We start from the raw sequence: 20594 nt of genomic DNA, 5'->3' as shown, positions 1-20594 counted from the left end.
TACTGCCCACCCCCTACCGCTCCTGAGCGGCAGAGCTGGTCGGAAGAGGCCCGCAGCGCAATCCAGTACCTGGAGCAAAGGGCCGATCGGATGGACTACCCGGCCTATAAAGCCCGGGGCTGGCCCATCGGTTCAGGCCAGGTGGAGGGGATGAACAAGCATGTTATCGGTGCCCGCATGAAACGCTCGGGGATGCAGTGGAGTCGCCCTGGGGCTTCGCGCACAGCAGCCCACCGCGCCCAGCTATGTAGTTCCCATCCGCTGGTGGCCTTCGAGGCCCTGAGGTGGAGGGCTTTCCCTGTACGGAATTGCTGAGATGCACCCGAAGGAGGCTTGCTTATGGGGATGGGGTTACTTTGCTGGGGGCCCGAAGTGTTAGCCTTTTAGTTGATAGGTGTTTCATAGATCGGCCCGTAAGGAGTGAACCATGCCTAATACCCCACAACCGCTTATATCGAGCAAGCTCGCTCAGAAACTCAAGGAACAAATCGGCCATGAACTTGGAGCGCACCAGCAATACCTGGCCATCGGAACCTACTTTGCCCAGCAGAACCTGGACAAATGGGCGACCCTGTTCTACGGGCAGGCAGCAGAAGAAAAAGAACACGCCCTAAAGATTGTGCGTTTCCTGGTGGATGTGGGTGAGGCCTTCGACTTTCCGGCCATACCGGCTGCTTCCACTCGCTTCAAGAGTGCTGCCGATGCGGTTTCGCAAGCCCTCAAGTGGGAGCGCAGTGTAACCGAGCAATTCCAGTCCATGGCTAAAGTGGCCCTTGCGGAGGGCGACTTTGTCGGCTTTCAGTTCTTGCAGTGGTTCCTGGAAGAGCAGGTTGAGGAAGTGAGCAGCATGGAGAAGTACCTGGCCCTGGTAGATAGCGGCATCAACCTTTTCCAGGCCGAGGCTTTGCTGGAGCTGTAGGGCGGAGCTGCGCCATGTCCCGCTGGCCTGCAGGTGGGGTGGCCCTTTTAGCGCGGCGTGCTCAGGCTGGGGCAATTGCCCCTCTGCCTTTTGTTCTATCTTAGGATTATGCGAACCCTAAAACCCGAGCTGCTCAAGAACTTTCTCCAGGACAACCCCCTGATAGTGGATGTGCGACCCCCCGAACAGTACAACCGCGCTGACCTCGAGGGTGCTTTGCATATCCCGTTGCACGACATCCAGCATGGCAACCACAGCCTGCCCAAAGACCGCCCCCTGCTCTTGGTCTGCGAGCGGGGGGTGATGAGCGAGCTGGCTGGGTTGTACCTCGAGGCGGCTGGCTACGAGTTGGTGTACAACCTCGAGGGGGGTCTGCAAAAGCTGCGTAAAATGGCCGATAACCGCTAATCAGGGCTACCGTTCTGGGCCTTTCTCGATGGGCACACCCACCGCGTTGCCCCACTCGGTCCAGCTACCGTCGTAGTTCTTAACGTTGGGGAAGCCCAGCAGGTGCTTGAGCACAAACCAGCTATGGCTGCTGCGCTCGGCAATACGGCAGTAGGCAATCACCTCTTTATCGGGGGTGATGCCTTTGCTCTCGTAGATGGCCCGGAGCTCCTCCGCGCTCTTGAAGGTGCCGTCGGAATTCACCGTGGTAGCCCAGGGAATGCTCTTGGCCCCAGGGATGTGCCCCCCGCGCAACACCCCTTCCTGGGGGTACTCGGGCATGTGGGTTTTTTCGCCGGTGAACTCGGCGGGGCTGCGCACATCCACCAAAGCGCCTTGGCCTGCCTTGACCTTGTCCAGATGGGCCAGCACTTCATCGCGGAAGGCCCGCAGACGGGGGTCGCGCTGACCGGGGGTGTACGTGCCTCTGGGGTAGCTGGGCACCTCGGTGGTGAGGGGTTTATTTTCCTGGATCCACTTGATGCGTCCACCGTTCATCAGCTTGAGCTTGGGGTGTCCGTTGTAGCTAAAGAACCAGAAGGCATAGGCCGCCCACCAGTTGTTCTTATCGCCATACAGCACGATGGTGGTGTCGTTGGAGATACCCAGGCGCTCGAACAGGGCGGCCAGCTCGTCGGGCTGGATAAACTCGCGGATGGTGTCGTCCCATAGGTCGGCCTGCCAGTCGATCTTCTGACTGCCGGGGATATGCCCGGTGTCGTAGAGCAGGATGTCTTCGTTGACCTCGAGGATACGCACCTCGGGGTTGTTTAGGTTTTCCAGCACCCAGTCGGTGGAAACCAGTACATCGGGGTTGGCGTAGCTCATCTTGATCCTCCCAGAAACTTTATAGTCATAACATCAGTTAACCCAAAACAGCTTAAGGCAAAGATGGTCGAGGTTACGCTAATATAGATTACAAAAAATGTAATCTATAAATTGAATCATAACCAGAAGCAGGGGCCATTTCAATAACCTGGCGCGTTGGGGTGGAATCCACGAAAGGAATTACTGCCTGGGCGTTTTGGTGCGGCGGGTGAGAAGCTCGCTCGAGGGCAGCAGGTGATCCAGGCACTCCGAGTAATCTACCCCCTGCTGGAAGTCGGCGGCCAGATCGGCCACGCTGACCTGGCCCAGGCTTTGCAAAACGGCGTCGCGCACCTTGAGCCAGACGGTGCTGCGGGCATGACAGCGCTTTTCCTCCAGGCAGGCTTTGGGCCAGTTGAGGCTCACGCAGGCCAGGGGAGCGATGGGGCCATCCACGGCCCGGATCACGTCGCGTAGGTTGATTTCCTGGGGCGGACGGGGCAGGGCATACCCCCCACCCTGCCCCTTTTTGGAAACCACCAGATGGTGCCCCACCAGTGCGGCCAGAATCCGCATGAGGTAGGTATGGGGCACGCCTGTGGCCTGGCCCAGCTCTTCGCTGCCCACGAAGCGCTCGAGGGGCTGGGTGCCCAGGTAGCCCAGGACTTTAAAGGCGTAGATATCAGTTTTGGAGAGGCGCATGGCCTCAATTTAGCCCAAAGCCCAGTGCCCAGGATGGGTGGGTATTAGAAAGAGGTTCCGCTATCGGGTAGTTCTACCGCCACGCGCACAAAGGCATCGCCCACGGGGCTATCGGCCAGGGCCAGCGGCCCGCCAGCCTGGTAGATGCCGCTTTTGCCCTCAAAATAAAGGTCGTAGAGGTGTCCATTCAGCATGGGGTTCAGGCCATAGCGAAGATTTTCGCGGTTTTGTAGCTTTTTGGCCAGCCCCTCGCGCAGCCAGACCTCCCCCTCTATTTGACCTGGATCACCACTCCAGGGCCCCTCCCAGCGGGCCGCATTGGCTGAGGGCTGCACCACCAGCCAGGCTCCGGCAGCATCGGCCTGCTCGATCAGGCTATCGTGAAAAGCGTCCAGACAGATCAGGTTGGCAATGGTGCCCAGCCGGGTTTTCAGGGTTTGCCTGCCGGGCTGCCCCCGCGATAAAAAAGCCCCCTGCTCGTGCGGGGTCAGGTTAACCTTGGGAACACGTCCCAGGATGGTGCCCTGCGGCGAAATGACCAGCGAAAAGTTATAGGCGCGCTTGCCCTGGGGGTGCAGTCCTTGGGTGGGTTCCCAGTCCATAAAGGGGCTGAAAATGCTGCCAGCCACCACATAGGCCCCTACGGCCTGGGCGGCTTCCCGAAAAGCCTGCTCGTACACCGGCCAGACCTTGGGGGCCCGCAGATGGTAGAACACCGCAGGACTCAAGACGCCTAGCCCAAGGGCGGCCCGCCAGTTTTCCCGAATCAGTTGCAGCGCGGCCTGCAGGCTGGTTTTGGCCTCCCGCACGGCTGGAGGGGTATCGAGCCAGAACAACAGCGGTAGGGCGAAGGCTTCGGGAAAGGCAACCAGGCGGGGCTCTTGCTCGGGCAGCCCTTGGGTAGCGGACAGGGTTCGCTCGAGCACATGCTGCCTGAAGCCCTCGGCACTGGTATAGTGCAGGGCCTGTACCTCAGTTTGCACAGCCACCAGATGCACCCGCATCCACCACACCTTACTACAGCTGCTTTTGTGATGCCTCAGACTGGCGACAGGAAGGTGAAGGCTGCGTTAACATCTCTCACATATCTGGCAACCATCTGCAGGTAAGGTAGATGGTATGAAGGCTTTGCTTATTGCGCTAACTCTAAGCTCAGTAGCTTTTGCCCAGGTTCGGGTTACGATCGAGGCCCCGCCCCCACCTACCCTCACCATCAGCGCGGACATACGGATTGCCCTGGTACCGGGCATTGTGGTGGTAGAGCGGTTCCCCGAACCTCAGGGGATTGTGGTGGTCTACCGTAGCAGCCAGGTGGCTCAGGTGTACGCCCACCATCACCGCGACCTGGTGTCCAGGGGCTGGACAAGGGTCAAGTATCAGGCTGGTGGGGGTAGCTACAAGTCGGAGTACCGCAAAGGTCGGGCCAAGGCCAAACTGGAAGTGCGCGACCGGCGGGGTCGGATTGAGGTGCGGATTAAGGAAGGCTAGACAGCGAGGGCGCGCCCGGCTACACTAAACAACGCTTGGGGCCGTGGCGCAGTTGGGAGCGCGCTTGAATCGCACTCAAGAGGTCGGGGGTTCGAATCCCCTCGGCTCCACCAAGCTCATAAAGAACCGACGGAACCCGCCCTCGGTTCTTTTTTAAATTAGGATTCGTCTTTATCCCTCAAAGCATATGCCTCGTAAGAAACAGAGGGGTGTCAACCCATCCCGATGCTCCAAAGGGCACCCCCCAGAGCAAATAGCCCCAAGAGGGGTAGCGGGGGGAATTTGCGCAACAAAAGTATCAGAGCCAGCAGCGCGACCAGCAACTCTACCCAACCCACCAAGGTTTCACGTCCCAATTGCCACAGCGCCCAGGCAACTAGACCCAGGGCCGCCCCAGAGGCCCCCTTCAAAAAGGCTTCGGCCAGGGGATGCCCTTCCAGGCGGCGCAAGACGCCCACCACCAGAAAGGTAAATATAAACGAGGGTAGAAAAATGCCAACGGTTGAGAGCGCTGCCCCAGGGAACCCTGCCGCCAGGTAACCCACCGCAGTTGCTGTGGTGAGCAAGGGGCCAGGGGTGATCTGACCCAGGGCCAGAGCATTTAGGAGTTCGCCTGGACTCAGCCAGCCTCGTGTGACCATTTCCTGCATCAGCCCAATCAACACGTAGCCCGAGCCGAACAAGCTCGAGCCCACCAGCAAGAAAAACCAAAACAGGCTGATGGGTTCCACACTAAGGGTTCTCCCGCTTCTGCCCAGCGCCACCAACACGCCGACCAGTAACACCACTGCCCACTCCACTACACCCAGCCCCGCCATCACCAGCCCGGCCAGGGCCAGCATCCAGGTTTGGGGCTGTTTTTGGGGGTGAGGCAGCAGATCCCAAAGGGCTTGGGCAATCAGGGCTACCACTGCCAGCTTGAGTCCCAGGAAAGCACCCTGTATGAGCGGAAGTGAGGCGATCTCCTGGTACAGTGCTACCAAGGCTAGCGTCACCAGGGCTGCTGGGACAATAAAACCAAAACCAGCCAACAGCAAACCCCACTGCCCACCCTTGGCATGGCCCAGCAACATGGCCGTTTCGGTGGAGTTGGGGCCAGGAATCAGGTTGACGGCGGCCAGCATCCTGAGGTACTGCTCTTTGCTTACCCATTTGCCTTCCCCTACCAGTAGCCTTTGAAAAAGGGCAAAATGGGCCGCCGGGCCGCCAAAAGCGGTCAAACCCAGCCAGGCAAAGGTTTTCATGATTTCCCAAGGCATCAGACCCAGTGTATTGCCTCGTGTCATTTTTACGTCTTGACCTACAGTGTGTTTATCGGTATTGTTTGCGTCATAGCGAAAGGAGGCTTCATGAAGTTTTTTAAAGCATGGGCAATTATCCTGGCCTTCAGCCTGGGCAATACCCTGGCCCAGGATCGTACCCAGACCCTGATTTATGGTGGGGACTGGTCCGATCTGATCACCATGGATCCGCAGGTCTCGTACGAGTTCTCTGGGGGTCTGGTGACTGACAACCTCTACGAAACCCTGGTCAAGTACGAGGGGGCCGACCTCTCCACGCTCAAGCCGGGATTGGCCGAAAGCTGGAAAGTGGATCGCGGTCGGGATACCTGGGACATCACCTTCCGTCTGCGCCGGGGTAGCAAGTTTTCCAGCGGCAACGAGGTGACGGCCAAGGATGTGGTCTACACCTTTGAACGGGCTCTGGCCATCAAGGGGCCGGGTTCATTTCTGTTTACCGAAATTGCTCAGCTCAAGCCGGGGGCGACCAAAGCCGTGGACAACTATACGGTGGTGGTGAGTATTCCCAAAACTGCCTCACCGGGCTCCTTCCTCTCGATCCTGACCTTCAACATTGGTGGCATCGTGGACTCCGACACGGTGCAGAAAAACGCTAAGGGCAACGACTTTGGTAAGGAATGGCTCACCAACAACTCCGCTGGCTCGGGCCCCTTCCGGCTGGTGCGCTGGGATCGGGGTTCGCAAGTGCTGTTGGAGGCCAACCCCAATGCCCGTATCAAGCCCAAGCTTCAGCGGGTTATCTTGCGTGAAATCAAGGAGCCAGCAGTGTTGCGCACGGCCCTCGAGTCGGGCGAAATTGACATCGCCGAGGGGCTCACCCCTGAGGCTTTACGGGCTCTTGCCAACAATCCCCGCTTCCGAACCATCAAAGCTGACAGCCTGCGCCTGAACTATCTGGGCATGAACGTCAAGGAAGGCAGCCCCTTCGCCAACAAGCTGGTGCGCGACGCGGTGCGCTACAGCATCAACCAGGATGAGCTGGTGAGCGGGTTGGTGCAGGGCAACGGCACCAAGATTCAAACCTTCATTCCTAAAGGCCTGCTGGGCTACGATCCCCGCACCCCCTACACCTTCGACCCGGCCAGGGCCCGGCGTCTGCTAGCCCAGGCAGGGTATCCGAACGGCCTCGAGTTCGAGCTTCTGGTAAGCACGGGTATCTGCGGTGGGGGCATCCCCTGCGCGGACATCGCCGCCAAGATTCAGTCCGACTTTGCCAAGAGTGGGCTCAAGGCCAACGTCAAAGCCATCGCCAACGCCGAGGTCTTGCGCACCTACCGGGCGCAGAACCACCAGATGGTGCTGGTGGGCTGGAGCCCCGACTTCCCCGACCCCGACGGCAACGCCACCCCCTGGGCCAACTTCGAGGCCCGCAGTCTGGCCTGGCGCAACGTCTGGAACGACCCCACGGCCATCCGGCTGGCCAACCAGGCTGCCCTGGAGACCGAGCCTGCCAAGCGGGTTGCTCTCTACCGCCTCCTGACCGATTACGTGCTCAAAAACGGCCCCTATGCGGTGCTTTACCAGCCTGCGGTTCCGCTAGGCCTCTCGGTCAAAGTCGAGGGCTACGTGCGCAACGCCCAGGGCCAGGTGCGCTTCGAGAATATCAGCAAGCTTCCGTAGTGGTGCCCAGGGTTTAGGGCTCAGGGTTGTGCCGGAGGGCGCCCTGGGCCCTAAACCCTAAGTCCTTCTACGGTTGTTGCCTTTTTGAGCCCGACACGTCCTGCGGCTAATGCGCTTCCAGGATGGGCCCAGCCGAGAAAACTCTTTGACTGGATAGTCTTTCCGTGTAGCTTATGCTCTGACCATGCTTTCTTACTTTTTCCGCCGCCTTTTCTTTGTGATTTTTGTGGCCTGGGGGGTCACGTTTGCCACCTTCTTTATCGCCAACGTGGTGCCGATTGACCCCGCGATTGCCGCTTTGGGTGATAACGCCCGTGAAGAACAAATCCGGGAATTCCGTGAGCGCTACGGTTTGGACAAACCCATCTGGCAGCAGTACCTGATTTACATGGGCCGCTTGCTGTCCGGCGATTTGGGCAACTCGCTGCGCACCCAGCGGGCTGTAGCAGAGGATTTGAAGGAGTTTTTTCCTGCGACCCTCGAGCTCTCGGTAGCGGCCTTTCTGGTGACGCTCTTTTTGGGGGTGCCGGCTGGTATTCTGGCCGCTTTACGGCAGAACAAAGCGACCGACGTCACGGTGCGCATACTGGCCCTCATCGGGGGGGCTACCCCGGTGTTTTTCTTGGCGGTGCTGCTCCAATACGTACTGGCCCGGCAGCTCGATTTGTTGCCGGTGCAGGGGCGGCTGGATGGTTTTACCTTTCCCCCACCCAGGGTTACCGGCCTGATGGGCCTGGATGCCCTTCTGGCCAAAGACTGGGCCGCTCTTGGCGACTCCTTGCGGCATCTGGTGCTGCCGGCCTTTGTGCTGGGGCTATTTTCGGCGGCCATTCTGGCCCGCATGACCCGTGCGACCATGCTCGAGGTGCTTTCGCAAGACTATATCCGCACCGCCCGGGCCAAGGGTGTTCCCGGTAGGGCGGTGGTTTTTCGCCATGCCCTCAAAAATGCTTCGCTGCCGGTGCTCACCTTGCTGGGTGGGCTGCTGGGGGGCCTGCTCTCCGGTGCGGTGCTGACCGAGACCATCTTTAGCTGGCCGGGCATCGGACGCTACGTGACCCAGTCGGCCACCAGCCTGGACTTTCCCGCCGTGATGGGGGTCACGCTGCTGGTGGGGCTGGTGTATTCCCTTATCAACCTTATCGTAGATCTGCTATACGCCTTTCTCGACCCCCGCATCCGCTATGCCTGACCCGACGGAGCATCTATGACTGCAATATCTGCTGGTCGTCCACCTCGCCCGCTGCGTCGCTTTTTGCGCAACCCAGGGGGGCTAATTGGGCTTTTTTTGCTGATAATGCTAGTGCTGGTTGCCTTGCTAGCGCCCATAATAGCCCCCGACCCCATCAACCAGAACATTGCTCAGCGCCTTCAGCCCCCATCTGCGGAACACTGGCTCGGCACCGACCAGTTGGGCCGCGACGTCTGGGCCCGGGTGGCCCACGGCGCTGGTATCTCCTTGCGGGTAGGGTTTGGTGTGGTGATTTTGGCCGTGCTGATCGGAGTCGGGGTGGGTTTGCTGGCCGGTACCCTGGGTGGGGCCTGGGACAACCTGCTGATGCGCGTGACCGATATCTTTTTTGCCTTTCCCTCGCTGATTCTGGCCATGGCCATCGCAGCAGCGCTGGGGCCCAACCTCAACAACACCATTATGGCGGTGGCGCTGGTTAGCTGGCCCATCTATGCCCGCTTGGTGCGGGCCAATGTGCTGGCTTTGCGTGAGCGCGAGTTTGTGGAGGCGGCACGGGCCATGGGGGCCTCCCAGGGGCGCTTGATGTTCCGGCATCTGCTGCCCAACACGCTCACGCCCATTTTTGTGCAGGCTAGCTTCGATGTGGGTGGGGCTATCCTGACCGCGGCAGGGCTTTCCTTCATCGGCTTTGGAGCCCAGCCGCCCACCCCGGAATGGGGCGCTATGGTCTCCGAAACCCGCAGCTACATTGCTGAGGCCATCTGGGCCCCTACTGCGCCTGCCATGGGCATTTTGCTCACTGTCCTGGCCTTTAACCTGTTGGGCGATGCCTTGCGGGATGTGCTAGACCCCAGGGGTAGGGACTGATGCAAACTCCACTCGAGGCGTTCCACTATGGTCAAAGTTGCTTGGGTATGAGAGCTTCTCCTACCGATGCTTGTGGGAAGTTCAGAAAGGCACGAACCAGATAATTTCTTGCTACAAACCCCCGCAGCCTACGGTAGCCGAAGGGTTTTTGGTCATGCGCCACTCGCCGGAGGGCAGTTGTGCTGCCTGGTAGTAAATGTGATGGGGGCTCTTCAGGTCGTCACTGTTGGCTAGCGAGGCCAGCGCAACCTCCAGAGCCATGCACTGCTCGAGGTTGGCCCCCACGCTATAAAGCTGCCCCCGTTGCGGCATCTCGGCCAGGGCGAAGCCGTCGCTCAAAGATACCCACTGGTGTAGCCTGATCCTAACCGCACAACCCCTGGCTCCTAAGGTCTTCACACTTACGACCTCTCCGGTGGCCGTGTAGGTGCGGTAAGAGTTTGGGGTATCGCTGGACTGAGCACGCAGCCATAGGCTGCTAACCCCCGACAGGGCTACAATAACCCCTAAAATCAACCAAGGTATTAGCCTAACCATCGCCTTTACTATTAGGCCCGATTGGCTGAGTGCTGGATGTGAAGGCTGGCTAAAGGCGGGTTTAGTAAGACGGCTGGTACTCGCCCCACTCCTCGCGCAACACACCGCAAACCTCGCCCAGGGTGGCGTGGCGGCGGAACGCATCCAGAATGTAAGGCATCAGATTCTGCTGGCCTCTGGCGGCTTGACGCAGGGCTTCCAGCGCATTGCCTGTGGCCTGCCCGTCCCGTTTGGCCCGGAAGGCCTGAATCTGGGCCTTGCGGTGGTTGGCGAGCTCGTCGCTGATTTTTTGCACCGGGGTGTGTTCGTTGAGGGGGGAGTCGGGGTTGTTGAAGCGGTTGACGCCCACAATAATGCGCTGGCCGCTCTCGACCTGGCGCTGGAACTCCCAGGCCGACTCCTCAATTTCTCGCTGGAAAAAGCCCGCCTCTACTGCCGCGACCGCGCCCCCTAGCTTGGCGATCTGATCGAGATACTCCTGGGCCTGGGCCTCGAGCTGGTCGGTCAGGTGCTCCACGTAGAAGCTGCCCCCCAGTGGATCGATGGCCTTGGTGATGCCCGACTCGTAGGCCAGTATTTGCTGGGTACGCAAGGCCAGCAAGGCGCTTTTTTCGGTGGGCAGGCCCAGGGCTTCGTCGTAGGCGTTGGTGTGCAGGCTTTGGGTTCCACCCAGTACCGCGGCCAGGGCCTGGTAGGCCGTGCGCACCACGTTGTTCAGGGGTTCCTGGGCGGCCAGGGTAGAGCCACCGGTCTGGGTGTGGAAGCGCAGCATCCAGCTTTTGGGGTCTTTGGCCTTGAACTCGTGGCGCATAATGCGGGCCCACATGCGCCGGGCGGCACGAAACTTGGCGGCCTCCTCCAGAATGTCGTTGTGCGAGGCAAAGAAGAACGACAACCTGGGGGCAAACGCATCTACGTCCAGTCCCGCCTCGATGGCTGCCCGCACATAGGCCTTGCCGTTGGCAAGGGTAAAGGCGATCTCCTGTGCGGCGGTCGCGCCCGCTTCGCGGATGTGATACCCCGAGATGCTGATGGTGTTCCAGCGGGGCACTTTTTCACTGCAGAAGGCAAAAACGTCGGTTATGAGCCGCATCGAGGGGCCAGGAGGAAAAATGTACGTACCGCGGGCAATGTACTCTTTCAAGATATCGTTTTGGATGGTGCCACCCACCTTGTCCCAGCTTACGCCCTGCTCCTCGGCTACCAGCAGGTACAGCGCCAGCAGCATATTGGCAGGCGCGTTGATGGTCATGCTGGTAGTGACTTTGTCCAGCGGAATACCGTCCAGCAAGGTTCGCATATCCTCGATGCAGGCAATCGAGACCCCTACCTTGCCTACCTCGCCTACGCTCAGGGGGTGGTCGGGATCCATTCCAAGCTGGGTGGGCAGGTCGAAGGCCACCGAGAGCCCGGTCTGGCCTTGCGAAAGCAGGTAGCGGTAGCGGGCGTTGGACTCCTCGGCGCTGCTAAACCCGGCGTACTGCCGCATGGTCCAGGGGCGGTCGCTGTACATCCGGGGGTAGACCCCCCGTGTGAAGGGGTACTGCCCAGGTCGGCCCAACCGTTCCTGGTAACCTTCGGGCAGGGATTCAAACAGATTTTCAACAGTGGCTGGCATTAACCCTCCTTTTTGCCTGTAAGCGCCCTAAAGGGGCTCACTTTTCAAGAACTTGCAATGTTTGCTGGTGCCTTAGCACAGCGGCTCTGGCCATCCGTTGCAAAAGCAGCAGGGCTGATGCAGGGCCCAGAAGCCTCAGGTGCGCAAAACCTGTTTGCCGGAGTGGAAACTCTGGTGACTGGATCAAGTGTGTTCACCAACTTTGCTCAGAAGACCACATACAGCAAAAGCAGTACCAGCAGAGCGGCTCCGAAAATCAGCAGCAGGGGAGGGAGCAGGATGGAGTAAGCCGCTATCACCAGGGCTATAAAATCCTTCCAGTCGGGTTTGACATCCCCATGTTTTGCTTCTTGGTTTTGGGGCTCGTACATACCTTGATTGTAATGCATTGCTAGAACTCAATCAGTATCCGTCCGACATGAACCCTGGTAGGGTTTTATATCCAGGCGCACGAGAGAGTGGCCCTTGCTTGGTTTTACAAAAGCCTGACAATCGTCTATCTTGCTCGTATACTGGTATCAGCGTTTAGCAGGCTGAAACAGTCTGGCCTTATACTCTGGAGGATTAGGTGTGAATGCCCGTGCGATTGTGGTGACATCTGGAAAAGGTGGTGTGGGAAAGACCACCACCACGGCCAACGTGGGTGCAGCATTGGCCAGGTTGGGCGAGAAAGTGGCCGTGGTGGATGTGGACGTGGGCCTGCGCAACCTGGATGTGGTGATGGGCCTCGAGGGTCGGGTGGTTTACGACCTGATCGATGTGATTGAGGGCAAGTGTAAACTGCGGCAGGCCCTCATCCGCGACAAGCGCATCGAGGGGCTGGCCCTGCTGGCTGCCTCGCAGACCCGGGACAAGGAAGCCCTCGACCCCGAAAAGTTCCGCCATATCGTGAAGGCCCTGTTGGAAGAAGAAGGCTTCGACCGGGTGCTCATCGACTCGCCCGCTGGCATCGAGAAAGGCTTCCAGACCGCCGCCACCCCGGCCGAGGGGGCCTTGGTGGTGGTGAACCCGGAGGTCTCGAGCGTGCGCGACGCCGACCGCATCATCGGGATGCTGGAAGCCCGCGAAATCCGGGAGAACTACCTGGTGATCAACCGCCTGCGCCCCAAGATGGTGCAGCGCGGCGACATGCTCTCGGTGGAAGACGTGGTGGAAATTCTGGGCATCAAGCCCATCGGTATTGTGCCCGAGGACGAGAGCGTCCTGATCTCCTCCAACCAGGGCGAGCCGCTGGTGCTCAAGAACGGTACGGGTGCGGGCAAGGCTTTCGTGGAGATCGCTCAGCGGGTGCGGGGTGAGGACGTGCCTTTTGCCCCCCTGGGCGATGCACCGGGCTTTTTAGGAACCTTGCGGCGGCTGTTTGGGGGTAGATGATGTGGCCCTGGCAGCGCAAAAGCAAGGACACCCTGAAGGAGCGCCTCAAGCTGGTGCTGGCCTACGACCGGGCCCACCTGAGTCCGGGCATGGTGGAGCAGCTTAAGCAAGACCTGCTGGCGGTGTTGAAGCGCTACTTTCCCGACGAGGAGAGCCTGGAAATTCACGTCGAGACCATCGACGACAAGATGAAGCTCCAGGCCGATGTACCCATTCCCAAGTGATGGATTGGGCCACAGCCCTTGATGCGTTTCTGGCAAACATGTAGCTTGATGCCGTATTGCCCTCTCCGGCGGGACATTCTCTGGCGGTAGGCGGGGATTATACGCCCACCCCACCTGAGAATTGGTGATTGAAGTGCGCTAGCGGTTGGTTATTAGCTCGACCTCGAGCGCCCCAAAATTATCTTGTTGCCACAACTCCACCTCACCCTGCTTCTTGGCTTCCAAGAGGGAGGCAAAAGCTACCGTTTGTTCGCTCCAGCTACGAAAAGGCATCCGGCTAAACAGGGCCCGGCCCACACCCCACAAAAAGCCCTTGATGCGCTCCCAGGCTTCGCGCAGGCCAAAGGTCTCGGGCTCGAGGTGAAGCTCGGCCCGTCTAGCAAAGGGCTCTACCGCCCGCACCAGCATGTGCAAGGGCATGGGGCGCAGGCGTCGGTCTTTGGGCAGGGGAGAAGGGGGTACCGGCAGCACGCGCGCTCGCTCGCGGGAACGCTGATCGAGGAAGGCGATAGCCTCTTCCAGGGCCACCAGGGTCTCCAGGAATGCTGGGCTGCTCTCTTCTTCCAGCGTTTCGTCCTCGGCCAGAATTACCTGGGGCCGCTTGGCAAAAGCCCGCAGCTTGAAGAGCACCAGCTCGGCCAGCAGGGGCAGTAGCTCGCTCCGCTCGGTGAGCCCCAGGGCTTCTACCTGGGCCAGGGCTTGCTCGGTGAGGGCCAGTACTGGCAGGTCTTGGGCCGCGATCCGGCCTTTGCGCACCTGCTCGGAAAGCTCGCGGGGGGTTCCGCTAAAGTTGCCAAAGCTCAGGGTGATCACGGTCTGGCCTATTGGGAAGCCACTTTGGGCTGCACCTGCACTGCAGATGTACGCCCGCGGGGCCTGAGCAGCCCAAACTTGTCCCGTACCTCTTCCATGGTGGCCTGGGCGATGCGGCGGGCTTTGGCCGCCCCGTCCTCGAGGGCCCCCAGCACCTGGTCGGGGTTGGCTCGCAGCTCCTGGGCGCGCTCGCGGATGGGCCTCAAGGTTTTCATCATCTCTTGCATTAAGAGCTGCTTGACTACCAGCGTCCCGATGCCCCGCCGACGGTACTCTTCTCGGAGTACCTGCACCAGCTCGGGCGGGGCGAAATACTGCAAGAACTTAAAGACCACGCTCCGCTCGGGGTCGCCGGGGTCGGAGAGCCGGATGCGGGCTGGATCGTCGGGCATGGTGCGGATCTTGGCCCAGATGCTTTCCTCGTCCTCTAGCAGGCCTATGGTGTTGCCCACGCTTTTGGACATCTTGGCCTTGCCGTCGATGCCGGGCACGCGGGGGGCATGGGGGTTCAGGTAGCCCTGGGGTTCGGGGAAGGTTTCGCCGTACTCCAGGTTCCAGCGGCGGGCAATCTCGCGGGTGAGCTCCAGGTGCTGGATCTGGTCGTCGCCCACCGGCACGGTATCGGCTTTGTACAGCAGGATGTCGGCGGCCATCAGTACCGGGTACATCAGCAGGCCCGCCGGAACCGATTGGAGCTTGGCCGCCTTGTCCTTGAACTGGGTCATGCGGGTCAGGTCGCCGTAGGGGGTCTGGGTGCTGAAAACCCAGGCCAGCTCGGTGTGTTCGGGCACGTGTGACTGCACGAAAAGAATAACCGTGCTGGGGTCGAGCCCTGCAGCCATGTTGACCAGCGCCGCATCGAAGGTGCGTTGGGCCAGCAAGTCTTTGTCGTAGGCCGCCGGGTTGGTGGGGGCGTGGTAGTCCACAATGCAGTAGATGGCGTCCTGCCCCAGCTTCTCACCCAGGGCGATGTAGTTGACCATCGCGCCCAGGTAGTTGCCAATGTGCAGGTCGCCGGTGGGTTGAAAGCCGGAAAAAACACGCTTCACATGGGATAGAATAGCAGGCCAGGTGGGCTTGTGCACAGGCTGAAAACCAAAACTTTAGCAAAATACGAATGGTAGTATAGGCCGAGCATGAGCCTCGAGGCCTTCTCCGATGAAGCGTTGCTGGCTTTGGCGGCCAAAGGAGAGGAAGCCGCCTTGCAGCAGATTTTCCGGCGCTATGCGGGGGCTTTTCTGGGCCTGGCCCGGCGCATGGGCCTTGACTCGGCCAGTCGAGAGGACGTGGTGCAGGAAGTTTTTAGCAAAATCTGGAGGAATGCCCGGGAGTTTGACCCCAAGAGGGCCTCGGCCCGGGCCTGGTTGCTGGCGATTGCCCATCACACCACGGTCGATCAGCTGCGCCGTCTGGAGGCCCGCCCGCAAGCCCTGGAACCCACGGAGGATGAGCCCGAGGCCTTCGACCTTCCCGGCCCCGGACTCGACGAGGAGCATCATCTGGACCGCATCCGGCTTCGTCAGGCGCTGGCTCGCCTGGAGCCCGAGGAGCGGGAGGTCATCGAGGTGCTATTTTTCCAGGGCTATGCCCACCAGGAGGCCGCCCGCAAGCTCGACATTCCCCTCGGCACCCTTAAGACCCGGGCTCGCCGAGCGCTTTCCCGCCTAAAGGAGGAGCTACGTGAAGCCTGAGGAAGTGCGCGAACTCCTGCCCTTGTATGCCCTGGGGGCTTTAGAGCCCGAGGAGCGGGAGCGGCTCGAGGCCGCCCTCAAGGGTTATCCCGAGCTCTGGGCCGAGGCCAAGGCCCTGCAGGAGACCGCCGCCGACCTGGCCGGTCTGGTTCCCCCAGACCCAGTACCCCCAGGTCTGGAGCAAAAGGTCATGGCCCGCCTGCGGCCTTCCCGGCGCCTTGTCCTTCCTGCCTGGCTGAGCCGGGCTGCGGCGCTGTTGCTGCTGCTGGGGCTGGGCTACAGCGGGGGGTGGAGTGCTTTCTGGTTGCTTTCGCTGCGTGACCCCCAGACCCGGGTGGTCGCCCTGGCCAGCCCTAAAGGCGAGGTGGTCGGACGGGTCATCCAGCGCGGGGATAAGCTGGCCCTGGTCCTGCTCGACCGCTGGCCCCCCCGGGGTCAGGTTTTCCAGGCCTGGGGACTGGTTCAGGGAAGCCCCACCCCCCTGCCCACCTTCCGTACCCCGCTTAAGAGCCTGCGCCTTCCCCTGGAAGCAGAAGCCCTGGCGGTCTCGCTCGAGCCCCCGGGTGGAAGCCGTCAGCCCACCACCCTGCTGGGTCTACCCCAGTAGGGGCTGCTGATATTCGATTTCCCTGGGCGACCTTATGAGGAAGGTTGCCGAAATGCCGATTCTTGCCGGATTCAAAAGGATGGTCCTCAAACAAAAAAATCCCAAGGGGCTATCTTTTTGAATCCTGCGGTTGCTGAGCTTGTCGAACTAGAGCACACCCCTTGCTGCCCTCGGCGAAGAGAGCGCATCCCTTCCCAGGGGCGGTATTGTCCTCCGCTACGCGGATAACTTTGGTCGGGTTCGTTCGCCACCATCCGGTAACGAAAGAACCGAATCTGGCATGGGGTACAAAGCCGCTGGTTTGGCCTGTTAATCCAAACACCCCTCCGGCTGCGAACAGCAGGTTGGAGGTGCAAAATGGAAAAGCAACCCCAAAACCTGGCCCGCAGGAAGTTCGTTAAGGTCTTGACCGCCGCCGGTCTCTCCACGGCCCTGGCTCACAGCCTGGTAGGACAGGCCTTGGCCCAGTCGCAGGGCGTGAGCGATCTGGACGTGCTCAACCTGGCCCTGACCGCCGAGTACCTGGCTACCGACGCCTACACCCGGGCCCTGACGGTGAACTTTCCGGGTGAGATTCGGGACTACCTGTCCGAGGCCCTGAAGCACGAGGAAGCGCACGTCAAGGCCCTGACCGATACCATCCGGGGGCCCTTCAATGCCATGCCGGTGGCCCGCCCACAGTTTGCCTACGGCGACCTGCAGTTCAACACCGCCAACCGGCTCAAGGTGCTGGAGACCCTGGTGGCCCTCGAGACCGCCTTTACCGGGGCCTATCTGGGGGCCATCCCCCTGATTCAAAACAAAGCCGTGCTCTCGGCAGCGGCCAGCATCGCCATGAACGAGGAAGCCCACCTGGCCATCCTGCGCGACTCGGTGCTGAGCCTGGGTGGGCGGGTAGAAGGCACCCAGACCCCGGTGGGTCGGGCCTTTGCCGTCGCCATCACCCCTCAGCAGGCTACCCAGGCTGTGCAAGGTTTTGTCCGCAAGTAAAGGTGATTTGAGATGCGGCGTCGCTTGTTTCTAGGTGGCATGGGGGCCAGCCTGGCCGTGCTGGGCCTGGGGGGTGTACAGGCCCAGGGGATGGGCGGCTTTGTGCGGGCCGTGCTCCTGAATGGGGCTGAGGTGGTGCCGAACCCGGTCAACACGTCGGCCCTGGCGGTGGTGCGCCTCGAGCTCATGGGTTCCAGCCTGAGCATCCAGGGCGCGGTGGCCAACCTGGCGGGTCCTTTCCGCGACTACACCCGCGATCCGGTGGACGACCCCGCCCTGAACGCCCGCCTGACCAGCGCCGTTCACCTGCACCGAGGGGCCAAGGGACAAAACGGCCCCTTGCTGCAGGCGCTCAAGGTGATGAGCGCACCCGATGGTCGAAGCGCTACCTTTATGGATCGGCTCGAGCTAAGCCTGGACGACCTGAACCGCCTGTACCGGGGAGAGCTTTACTTCGACATTCATACCGCAGCTTTCCGGGCGGGCGAGCTACGTGGGCAGATTCAAATAAACCCCACCTGAAGCTTTCTGTTTAGTGCAGATCAAAACCGACTCTTGGCGCGCTTCAGGTGGGCGCCCCAAGGCAAAGCACCAATCAAGGACATTTCTGGAGGTAGATATGAACCGCAGGGAGATGCTGAAGCAGACCGGTGTGATGGGTACTGGTTTGGTCTTGGGGGGTGTGATGGGTGCTTGTGCCACCACCCCTGGTATGAGCCAGGGCCCCAACCAGGATGTGGCCATCCTCAACTTTGCCCTCAATCTGGAGTACCTCGAGGCCGCCTTTTACCTGGCCGCGGTGGGGCGCATCAACGAGATCAAGACCATCGGCGGCAGTGCCGAAATCCGCCTGCCTTCAGGCTTCGATGGAACCAGCCCGATTCCCGGCCTGAGCCCGGACGTGCTCCAATATGCCCAGGAAATTGCCGAGGACGAGCTGGCCCATGTGAAATTCCTTCGCCAGGCCCTGGGGTCGGCTGCGGTCAATCGTCCGGTTATTGACCTCGACCAGGCCTTCCGGGCTGCCGGGAGTGCCGCCAGCGGCGGGGCCATCACCAATTTCAACCCCTTCGCAAACGAGCTCTTCTTCATTCACGGGGCTTTTATTTTTGAGGATGTGGGCGTCACCGCCTACAAGGGCGCAGCCAGGCTCATCACCGACAAGAACAACGTCCTGGATCCAGCCGCGGGAATTCTGGCGGTGGAGGCCTACCACGCTGGGGTCATCCGGCTGCTGCTGTACGATCGCAAGAACATGATGGTTACCCCAAGCCTCACCGTGGAGCAGGTGGTAGACGCCATCAGCAACCTGCGCGCCAGCGTGGGCGGCGGTAAGGATGAGGGCATTACCAAGATGGGCAAGGCCAACCTGGTGGTCGCCGATGCCAACGCGGTGGCCTTTGGGCGCACCACCAGCGAGGTGCTCAAAATCGTCTACCTCAACGGCAGCGCCAACGTAAGCATGGGTGGCTTCTTCCCGATGGGGCTCAACGGCCCGATCAAGACCACCTGAGCTTTATTGCACCCTCGAGCGGGTGAAAAGCCCCAGCAAAAGGGCTCCAGGCCAGCAGACCGGGCGAAACCCTCGCCCGGTCTTTTTCTAGTCTTCAAGCCAGTGCCCCAGCCGCTCCCGCTTGGTGAGCAGGTAGCGCTGGTTGTGTGGGTTGTCACCACCCTTGAGCGGCAACCGTTCGACGATCTCGAGGCCAAAACCCTCCAAAGCCCGCACCTTGCGGGGGTTGTTGGTGAGCAGGCGCATCCGGCGGATGCCCAGGTCGCGCAGAATCTGGGCCCCCACCCCATAGTCGCGCAGATCGGGGGGAAAGCCCAGGGCCAGGTTGGCCTCCACGGTGTCCAGCCCCTGGTCTTGCAGGGCGTAGGCCTTTAGCTTGTTGATGAGGCCGATACCGCGCCCTTCCTGGCGCAGGTAGACCAGCACGCCGCGCCCTTCCTGGGCGATCTGCTGCAAAGCCAGGTCGCGCTGAAAACCGCAGTCGCAGCGCAGGCTGTGCAGGCTGTCGCCGGTCAGGCATTCCGAGTGCACCCGCACCAGCACCGGCGTATCCCCGGTCAGGTCGCCCATCACCAGCGCGGCATGTTCCCCTTGGGCGAGGGTATCCCGGTACCCCACCACGCGGAAGGTGCCAAAGCGGGTGGGCAGGCTGGCCTCGGCCTCGCGGCGCACGTAGCCGTCGCCTAGCTCGAGGCGGTAGCGGATCAGCTCGGCGATGGTGCCCACCTTCAGGCCGTGCTGCTGGGCGAAGGCCAGGATGGCCGGCAGGCGCATCATGGAGCCGTCATCGTGCATCAGCTCGCTGATGGCGGCCACCGGGTTGAGCCCGGCCAGGCGGCAGAGGTCCACGCTGGCCTCGGTATGGCCGGCCCGGCGCAGCACACCACCTTTCTGAGCCCGCAAGGGGAAGATGTGACCAGGGCGCACGAAGTCGGCAGCGGTGGCCTCTGGGCGGGCCGCCAGGCGCACTGTGGTGGCCCGGTCGGCGGCCGAGATGCCGGTGGTCACCCCTTCACGGGCTTCGATGGAGACGGTGAAAGCAGTGCTGCGGGGCGCGGTGTTGTCCTTGACCATGGGGGGCAGATCCAGCCGGTCGGCCCATTCCTCGCTCATCGCCAGGCAGACCACCCCGCCGGTGTGACGGATGATGAAGGCCATCCACTCGGTGCTCATGTGCTCGGCGGCCATCACCAGGTCGCCCTCGTTCTCCCGGTCTTCGTCGTCGACCAGGATAATTGGCCGACCCACGCGCAACTCTTCGATCAGTTCGGGTACTGGGCTAAGCATGGCTGCCTCCCCGCAGGATTACCAGGCGTTCAAGGTAGCGGGCCAGCAGGTCGACCTCGAGGTTCACCCGGTCGCCCTCTGCAAGTGTGTGCAGGGTGGTCTGCTCCAGGGTGTGGGGGATCAGCGTCACCCAGAAGCGGTTTTCCTCGACCCCGGCCACCGTGAGCGAGACACCATCCAGGGCCACCGAGCCCTTGGGAGCGATGTAATGGGCCAGCGTGGGTGGGGCCTCGAACCAGACGTCCCAGGCCCCCATCACCCGCTGCACCCGGAGCACCCGGGCCTGCCCGTCCACGTGGCCGGTGACCAGGTGCCCGCCCAGCCGCCCACCCAGGGCCAGGGCCCGCTCGAGGTTGACCCGCTGCCCCACCTCCCAGCGGGGGGCGGTGCGGCGTAGGGTTTCCTGGGCCAGCTCTACCGAAAAGCCCTCCGGCTGTAGTTCCACCACGGTCAGGCAGACCCCCGAGACCGCAATGGAATCGCCCAACTGCGTTCCTTGAAGCGCCTTTGTGGCCTCAATCACAATACGCTGTAGCTCGCCCCGTTGGCTTGATTCGCGAATGGTGCCCACTTCCTCCACGATTCCAGTAAACATGT

General features: G+C 61.2%; 24 protein-coding genes, 1 tRNA gene and 1 pseudogene. 15 read left to right on the top strand and 11 right to left on the bottom strand.

Annotated elements, in window-relative coordinates; genetic code table 11:
• The 3 genes and pseudogenes from Q355_RS16910 to Q355_RS0110375 all read left to right on the top strand — a co-directional run.
• A pseudogene (locus Q355_RS16910) lies at positions 1-315 on the top strand (hypothetical protein); the annotation flags it as partial.
• 112 nt (positions 316-427) lie between these two features.
• Positions 428-919, top strand: coding sequence for a ferritin (locus tag Q355_RS0110380; RefSeq protein WP_027877742.1), 492 nt, complete (start codon positions 428-430; stop codon positions 917-919).
• A 108-nt stretch (positions 920-1027) separates the two neighbouring features.
• Positions 1028-1327, top strand: a complete 300-nt coding sequence (locus tag Q355_RS0110375) for a rhodanese-like domain-containing protein (protein WP_027877741.1) — start codon at positions 1028-1030, stop codon at positions 1325-1327.
• 6 nt (positions 1328-1333) lie between these two features.
• Here Q355_RS0110375 and Q355_RS0110370 read toward each other — a convergent pair whose 3' ends face one another.
• From Q355_RS0110370 to Q355_RS0110360, 3 genes are all read right to left on the bottom strand, one after another.
• Entirely contained in the window at positions 1334-2194 is an 861-nt protein-coding gene (locus Q355_RS0110370; RefSeq protein ID WP_027877740.1) for a sulfurtransferase, read from the bottom strand.
• A 180-nt stretch (positions 2195-2374) separates the two neighbouring features.
• Positions 2375-2875 carry an RrF2 family transcriptional regulator gene (locus tag Q355_RS0110365; protein ID WP_027877739.1) on the bottom strand — a complete coding sequence of 167 codons (501 nt, stop codon included), beginning with the start codon at positions 2873-2875 and terminating at the stop codon, positions 2375-2377.
• 44 nt (positions 2876-2919) lie between these two features.
• The gene (locus Q355_RS0110360) at positions 2920-3879 is read right to left on the bottom strand and encodes a nitrilase-related carbon-nitrogen hydrolase (RefSeq protein WP_027877738.1); all 960 of its coding nucleotides are present in this window, start codon (positions 3877-3879) and stop codon (positions 2920-2922) included.
• Positions 3880-3994: 115 nt separating this feature from the next.
• Between Q355_RS0110360 and Q355_RS0110355 the strand changes: the two genes are divergently transcribed.
• Complete coding sequence (locus tag Q355_RS0110355; protein WP_027877737.1) at positions 3995-4363, top strand: hypothetical protein; 369 nt, start codon at positions 3995-3997, stop codon at positions 4361-4363.
• Between the two features lie 37 nt (positions 4364-4400).
• Positions 4401-4476, top strand: a tRNA-Ala gene (locus Q355_RS0110350).
• Between the two features lie 99 nt (positions 4477-4575).
• Here the strand turns inward: Q355_RS0110350 and Q355_RS0110345 are convergent.
• Complete coding sequence (locus Q355_RS0110345; protein ID WP_036259244.1) at positions 4576-5622, bottom strand: chromate transporter; 1047 nt, start codon at positions 5620-5622, stop codon at positions 4576-4578.
• 90 nt (positions 5623-5712) lie between these two features.
• Here Q355_RS0110345 and Q355_RS0110340 point away from each other — a divergent pair, with 90 nt between their 5' ends.
• From Q355_RS0110340 to nikC, 3 genes are all read left to right on the top strand, one after another.
• Complete coding sequence (locus Q355_RS0110340) at positions 5713-7284, top strand: ABC transporter substrate-binding protein (protein WP_027877735.1); 1572 nt, start codon at positions 5713-5715, stop codon at positions 7282-7284.
• 184 nt (positions 7285-7468) lie between these two features.
• On the top strand, positions 7469-8476 hold the full coding sequence (locus Q355_RS0110335; protein ID WP_027877734.1) for an ABC transporter permease: 1008 nt from the start codon (positions 7469-7471) through the stop codon (positions 8474-8476).
• A gap of 15 nt (positions 8477-8491) precedes the next feature.
• Complete coding sequence (nikC, locus tag Q355_RS0110330; RefSeq protein WP_027877733.1) at positions 8492-9343, top strand: nickel transporter permease; 852 nt, start codon at positions 8492-8494, stop codon at positions 9341-9343.
• 111 nt (positions 9344-9454) lie between these two features.
• On the opposite strand, the gene Q355_RS17140 is transcribed toward nikC, so the two are convergent.
• From Q355_RS17140 to Q355_RS16905, 3 genes are all read right to left on the bottom strand, one after another.
• Positions 9455-9682 (bottom strand): hypothetical protein, encoded by a 228-nt coding sequence (locus Q355_RS17140; RefSeq protein ID WP_245597552.1) that lies wholly within the window; start codon positions 9680-9682, stop codon positions 9455-9457.
• A 259-nt stretch (positions 9683-9941) separates the two neighbouring features.
• Positions 9942-11498 carry an acyl-CoA mutase large subunit family protein gene (locus Q355_RS0110320; protein WP_027877731.1) on the bottom strand — a complete coding sequence of 519 codons (1557 nt, stop codon included), beginning with the start codon at positions 11496-11498 and terminating at the stop codon, positions 9942-9944.
• Positions 11499-11704: 206 nt separating this feature from the next.
• A complete protein-coding gene (locus Q355_RS16905) occupies positions 11705-11869 on the bottom strand; it encodes a hypothetical protein (protein WP_169735544.1) in 165 nt (54 codons plus the stop codon).
• Between the two features lie 199 nt (positions 11870-12068).
• On the opposite strand from Q355_RS16905, the gene minD reads away from it, so the two are divergent.
• On the top strand, positions 12069-12872 hold the full coding sequence (gene minD / locus Q355_RS0110310; protein ID WP_027877730.1) for a septum site-determining protein MinD: 804 nt from the start codon (positions 12069-12071) through the stop codon (positions 12870-12872).
• A complete protein-coding gene (gene minE / locus Q355_RS0110305) occupies positions 12872-13096 on the top strand; it encodes a cell division topological specificity factor MinE (protein ID WP_027877729.1) in 225 nt (74 codons plus the stop codon). The genes minD and minE overlap by 1 nt, the downstream gene beginning before the upstream one ends.
• 138 nt (positions 13097-13234) lie before the next feature.
• Here minE and Q355_RS0110300 read toward each other — a convergent pair whose 3' ends face one another.
• Complete coding sequence (locus Q355_RS0110300; RefSeq protein WP_027877728.1) at positions 13235-13909, bottom strand: chromosome segregation protein ScpA; 675 nt, start codon at positions 13907-13909, stop codon at positions 13235-13237.
• Between the two features lie 8 nt (positions 13910-13917).
• Positions 13918-14958, bottom strand: a complete 1041-nt coding sequence (trpS, locus tag Q355_RS0110295) for a tryptophan--tRNA ligase (protein ID WP_027877727.1) — start codon at positions 14956-14958, stop codon at positions 13918-13920.
• An 87-nt stretch (positions 14959-15045) separates the two neighbouring features.
• On the opposite strand from trpS, the gene Q355_RS0110290 reads away from it, so the two are divergent.
• From Q355_RS0110290 to Q355_RS0110270, 5 genes are all read left to right on the top strand, one after another.
• Entirely contained in the window at positions 15046-15600 is a 555-nt protein-coding gene (locus tag Q355_RS0110290; RefSeq protein WP_027877726.1) for a sigma-70 family RNA polymerase sigma factor, read from the top strand.
• Positions 15590-16207: an anti-sigma factor gene (locus tag Q355_RS0110285; protein WP_027877725.1), complete on the top strand. Its 618-nt coding sequence runs from the start codon at positions 15590-15592 to the stop codon at positions 16205-16207. The genes Q355_RS0110290 and Q355_RS0110285 overlap by 11 nt, the downstream gene beginning before the upstream one ends.
• A gap of 357 nt (positions 16208-16564) precedes the next feature.
• The gene (locus tag Q355_RS0110280) at positions 16565-17197 is read left to right on the top strand and encodes a ferritin-like domain-containing protein (protein WP_027877724.1); all 633 of its coding nucleotides are present in this window, start codon (positions 16565-16567) and stop codon (positions 17195-17197) included.
• Between the two features lie 12 nt (positions 17198-17209).
• Positions 17210-17719 carry a CHRD domain-containing protein gene (locus Q355_RS0110275; RefSeq protein ID WP_027877723.1) on the top strand — a complete coding sequence of 170 codons (510 nt, stop codon included), beginning with the start codon at positions 17210-17212 and terminating at the stop codon, positions 17717-17719.
• Positions 17720-17816: 97 nt separating this feature from the next.
• Positions 17817-18710, top strand: a complete 894-nt coding sequence (locus tag Q355_RS0110270) for a ferritin-like domain-containing protein (protein ID WP_027877722.1) — start codon at positions 17817-17819, stop codon at positions 18708-18710.
• A gap of 87 nt (positions 18711-18797) precedes the next feature.
• Here the strand turns inward: Q355_RS0110270 and Q355_RS0110265 are convergent, their stop codons facing one another.
• Positions 18798-19997: a bifunctional 3,4-dihydroxy-2-butanone-4-phosphate synthase/GTP cyclohydrolase II gene (locus Q355_RS0110265; RefSeq protein ID WP_027877721.1), complete on the bottom strand. Its 1200-nt coding sequence runs from the start codon at positions 19995-19997 to the stop codon at positions 18798-18800.
• A complete protein-coding gene (locus Q355_RS0110260; protein ID WP_027877720.1) occupies positions 19990-20592 on the bottom strand; it encodes a riboflavin synthase in 603 nt (200 codons plus the stop codon). The genes Q355_RS0110265 and Q355_RS0110260 overlap by 8 nt, the downstream gene beginning before the upstream one ends.
• Between the last annotated feature and the right edge of the window lie 2 nt (positions 20593-20594).

Source organism: Meiothermus cerbereus DSM 11376, assembly GCF_000620065.1.
Taxonomy (GTDB): Bacteria; Deinococcota; Deinococci; order Deinococcales; family Thermaceae; genus Meiothermus; species Meiothermus cerbereus.
The sequence above is the reverse complement of the archived record's forward strand: the minus strand, read 5'-3'. Positions and strand labels throughout refer to the sequence as shown.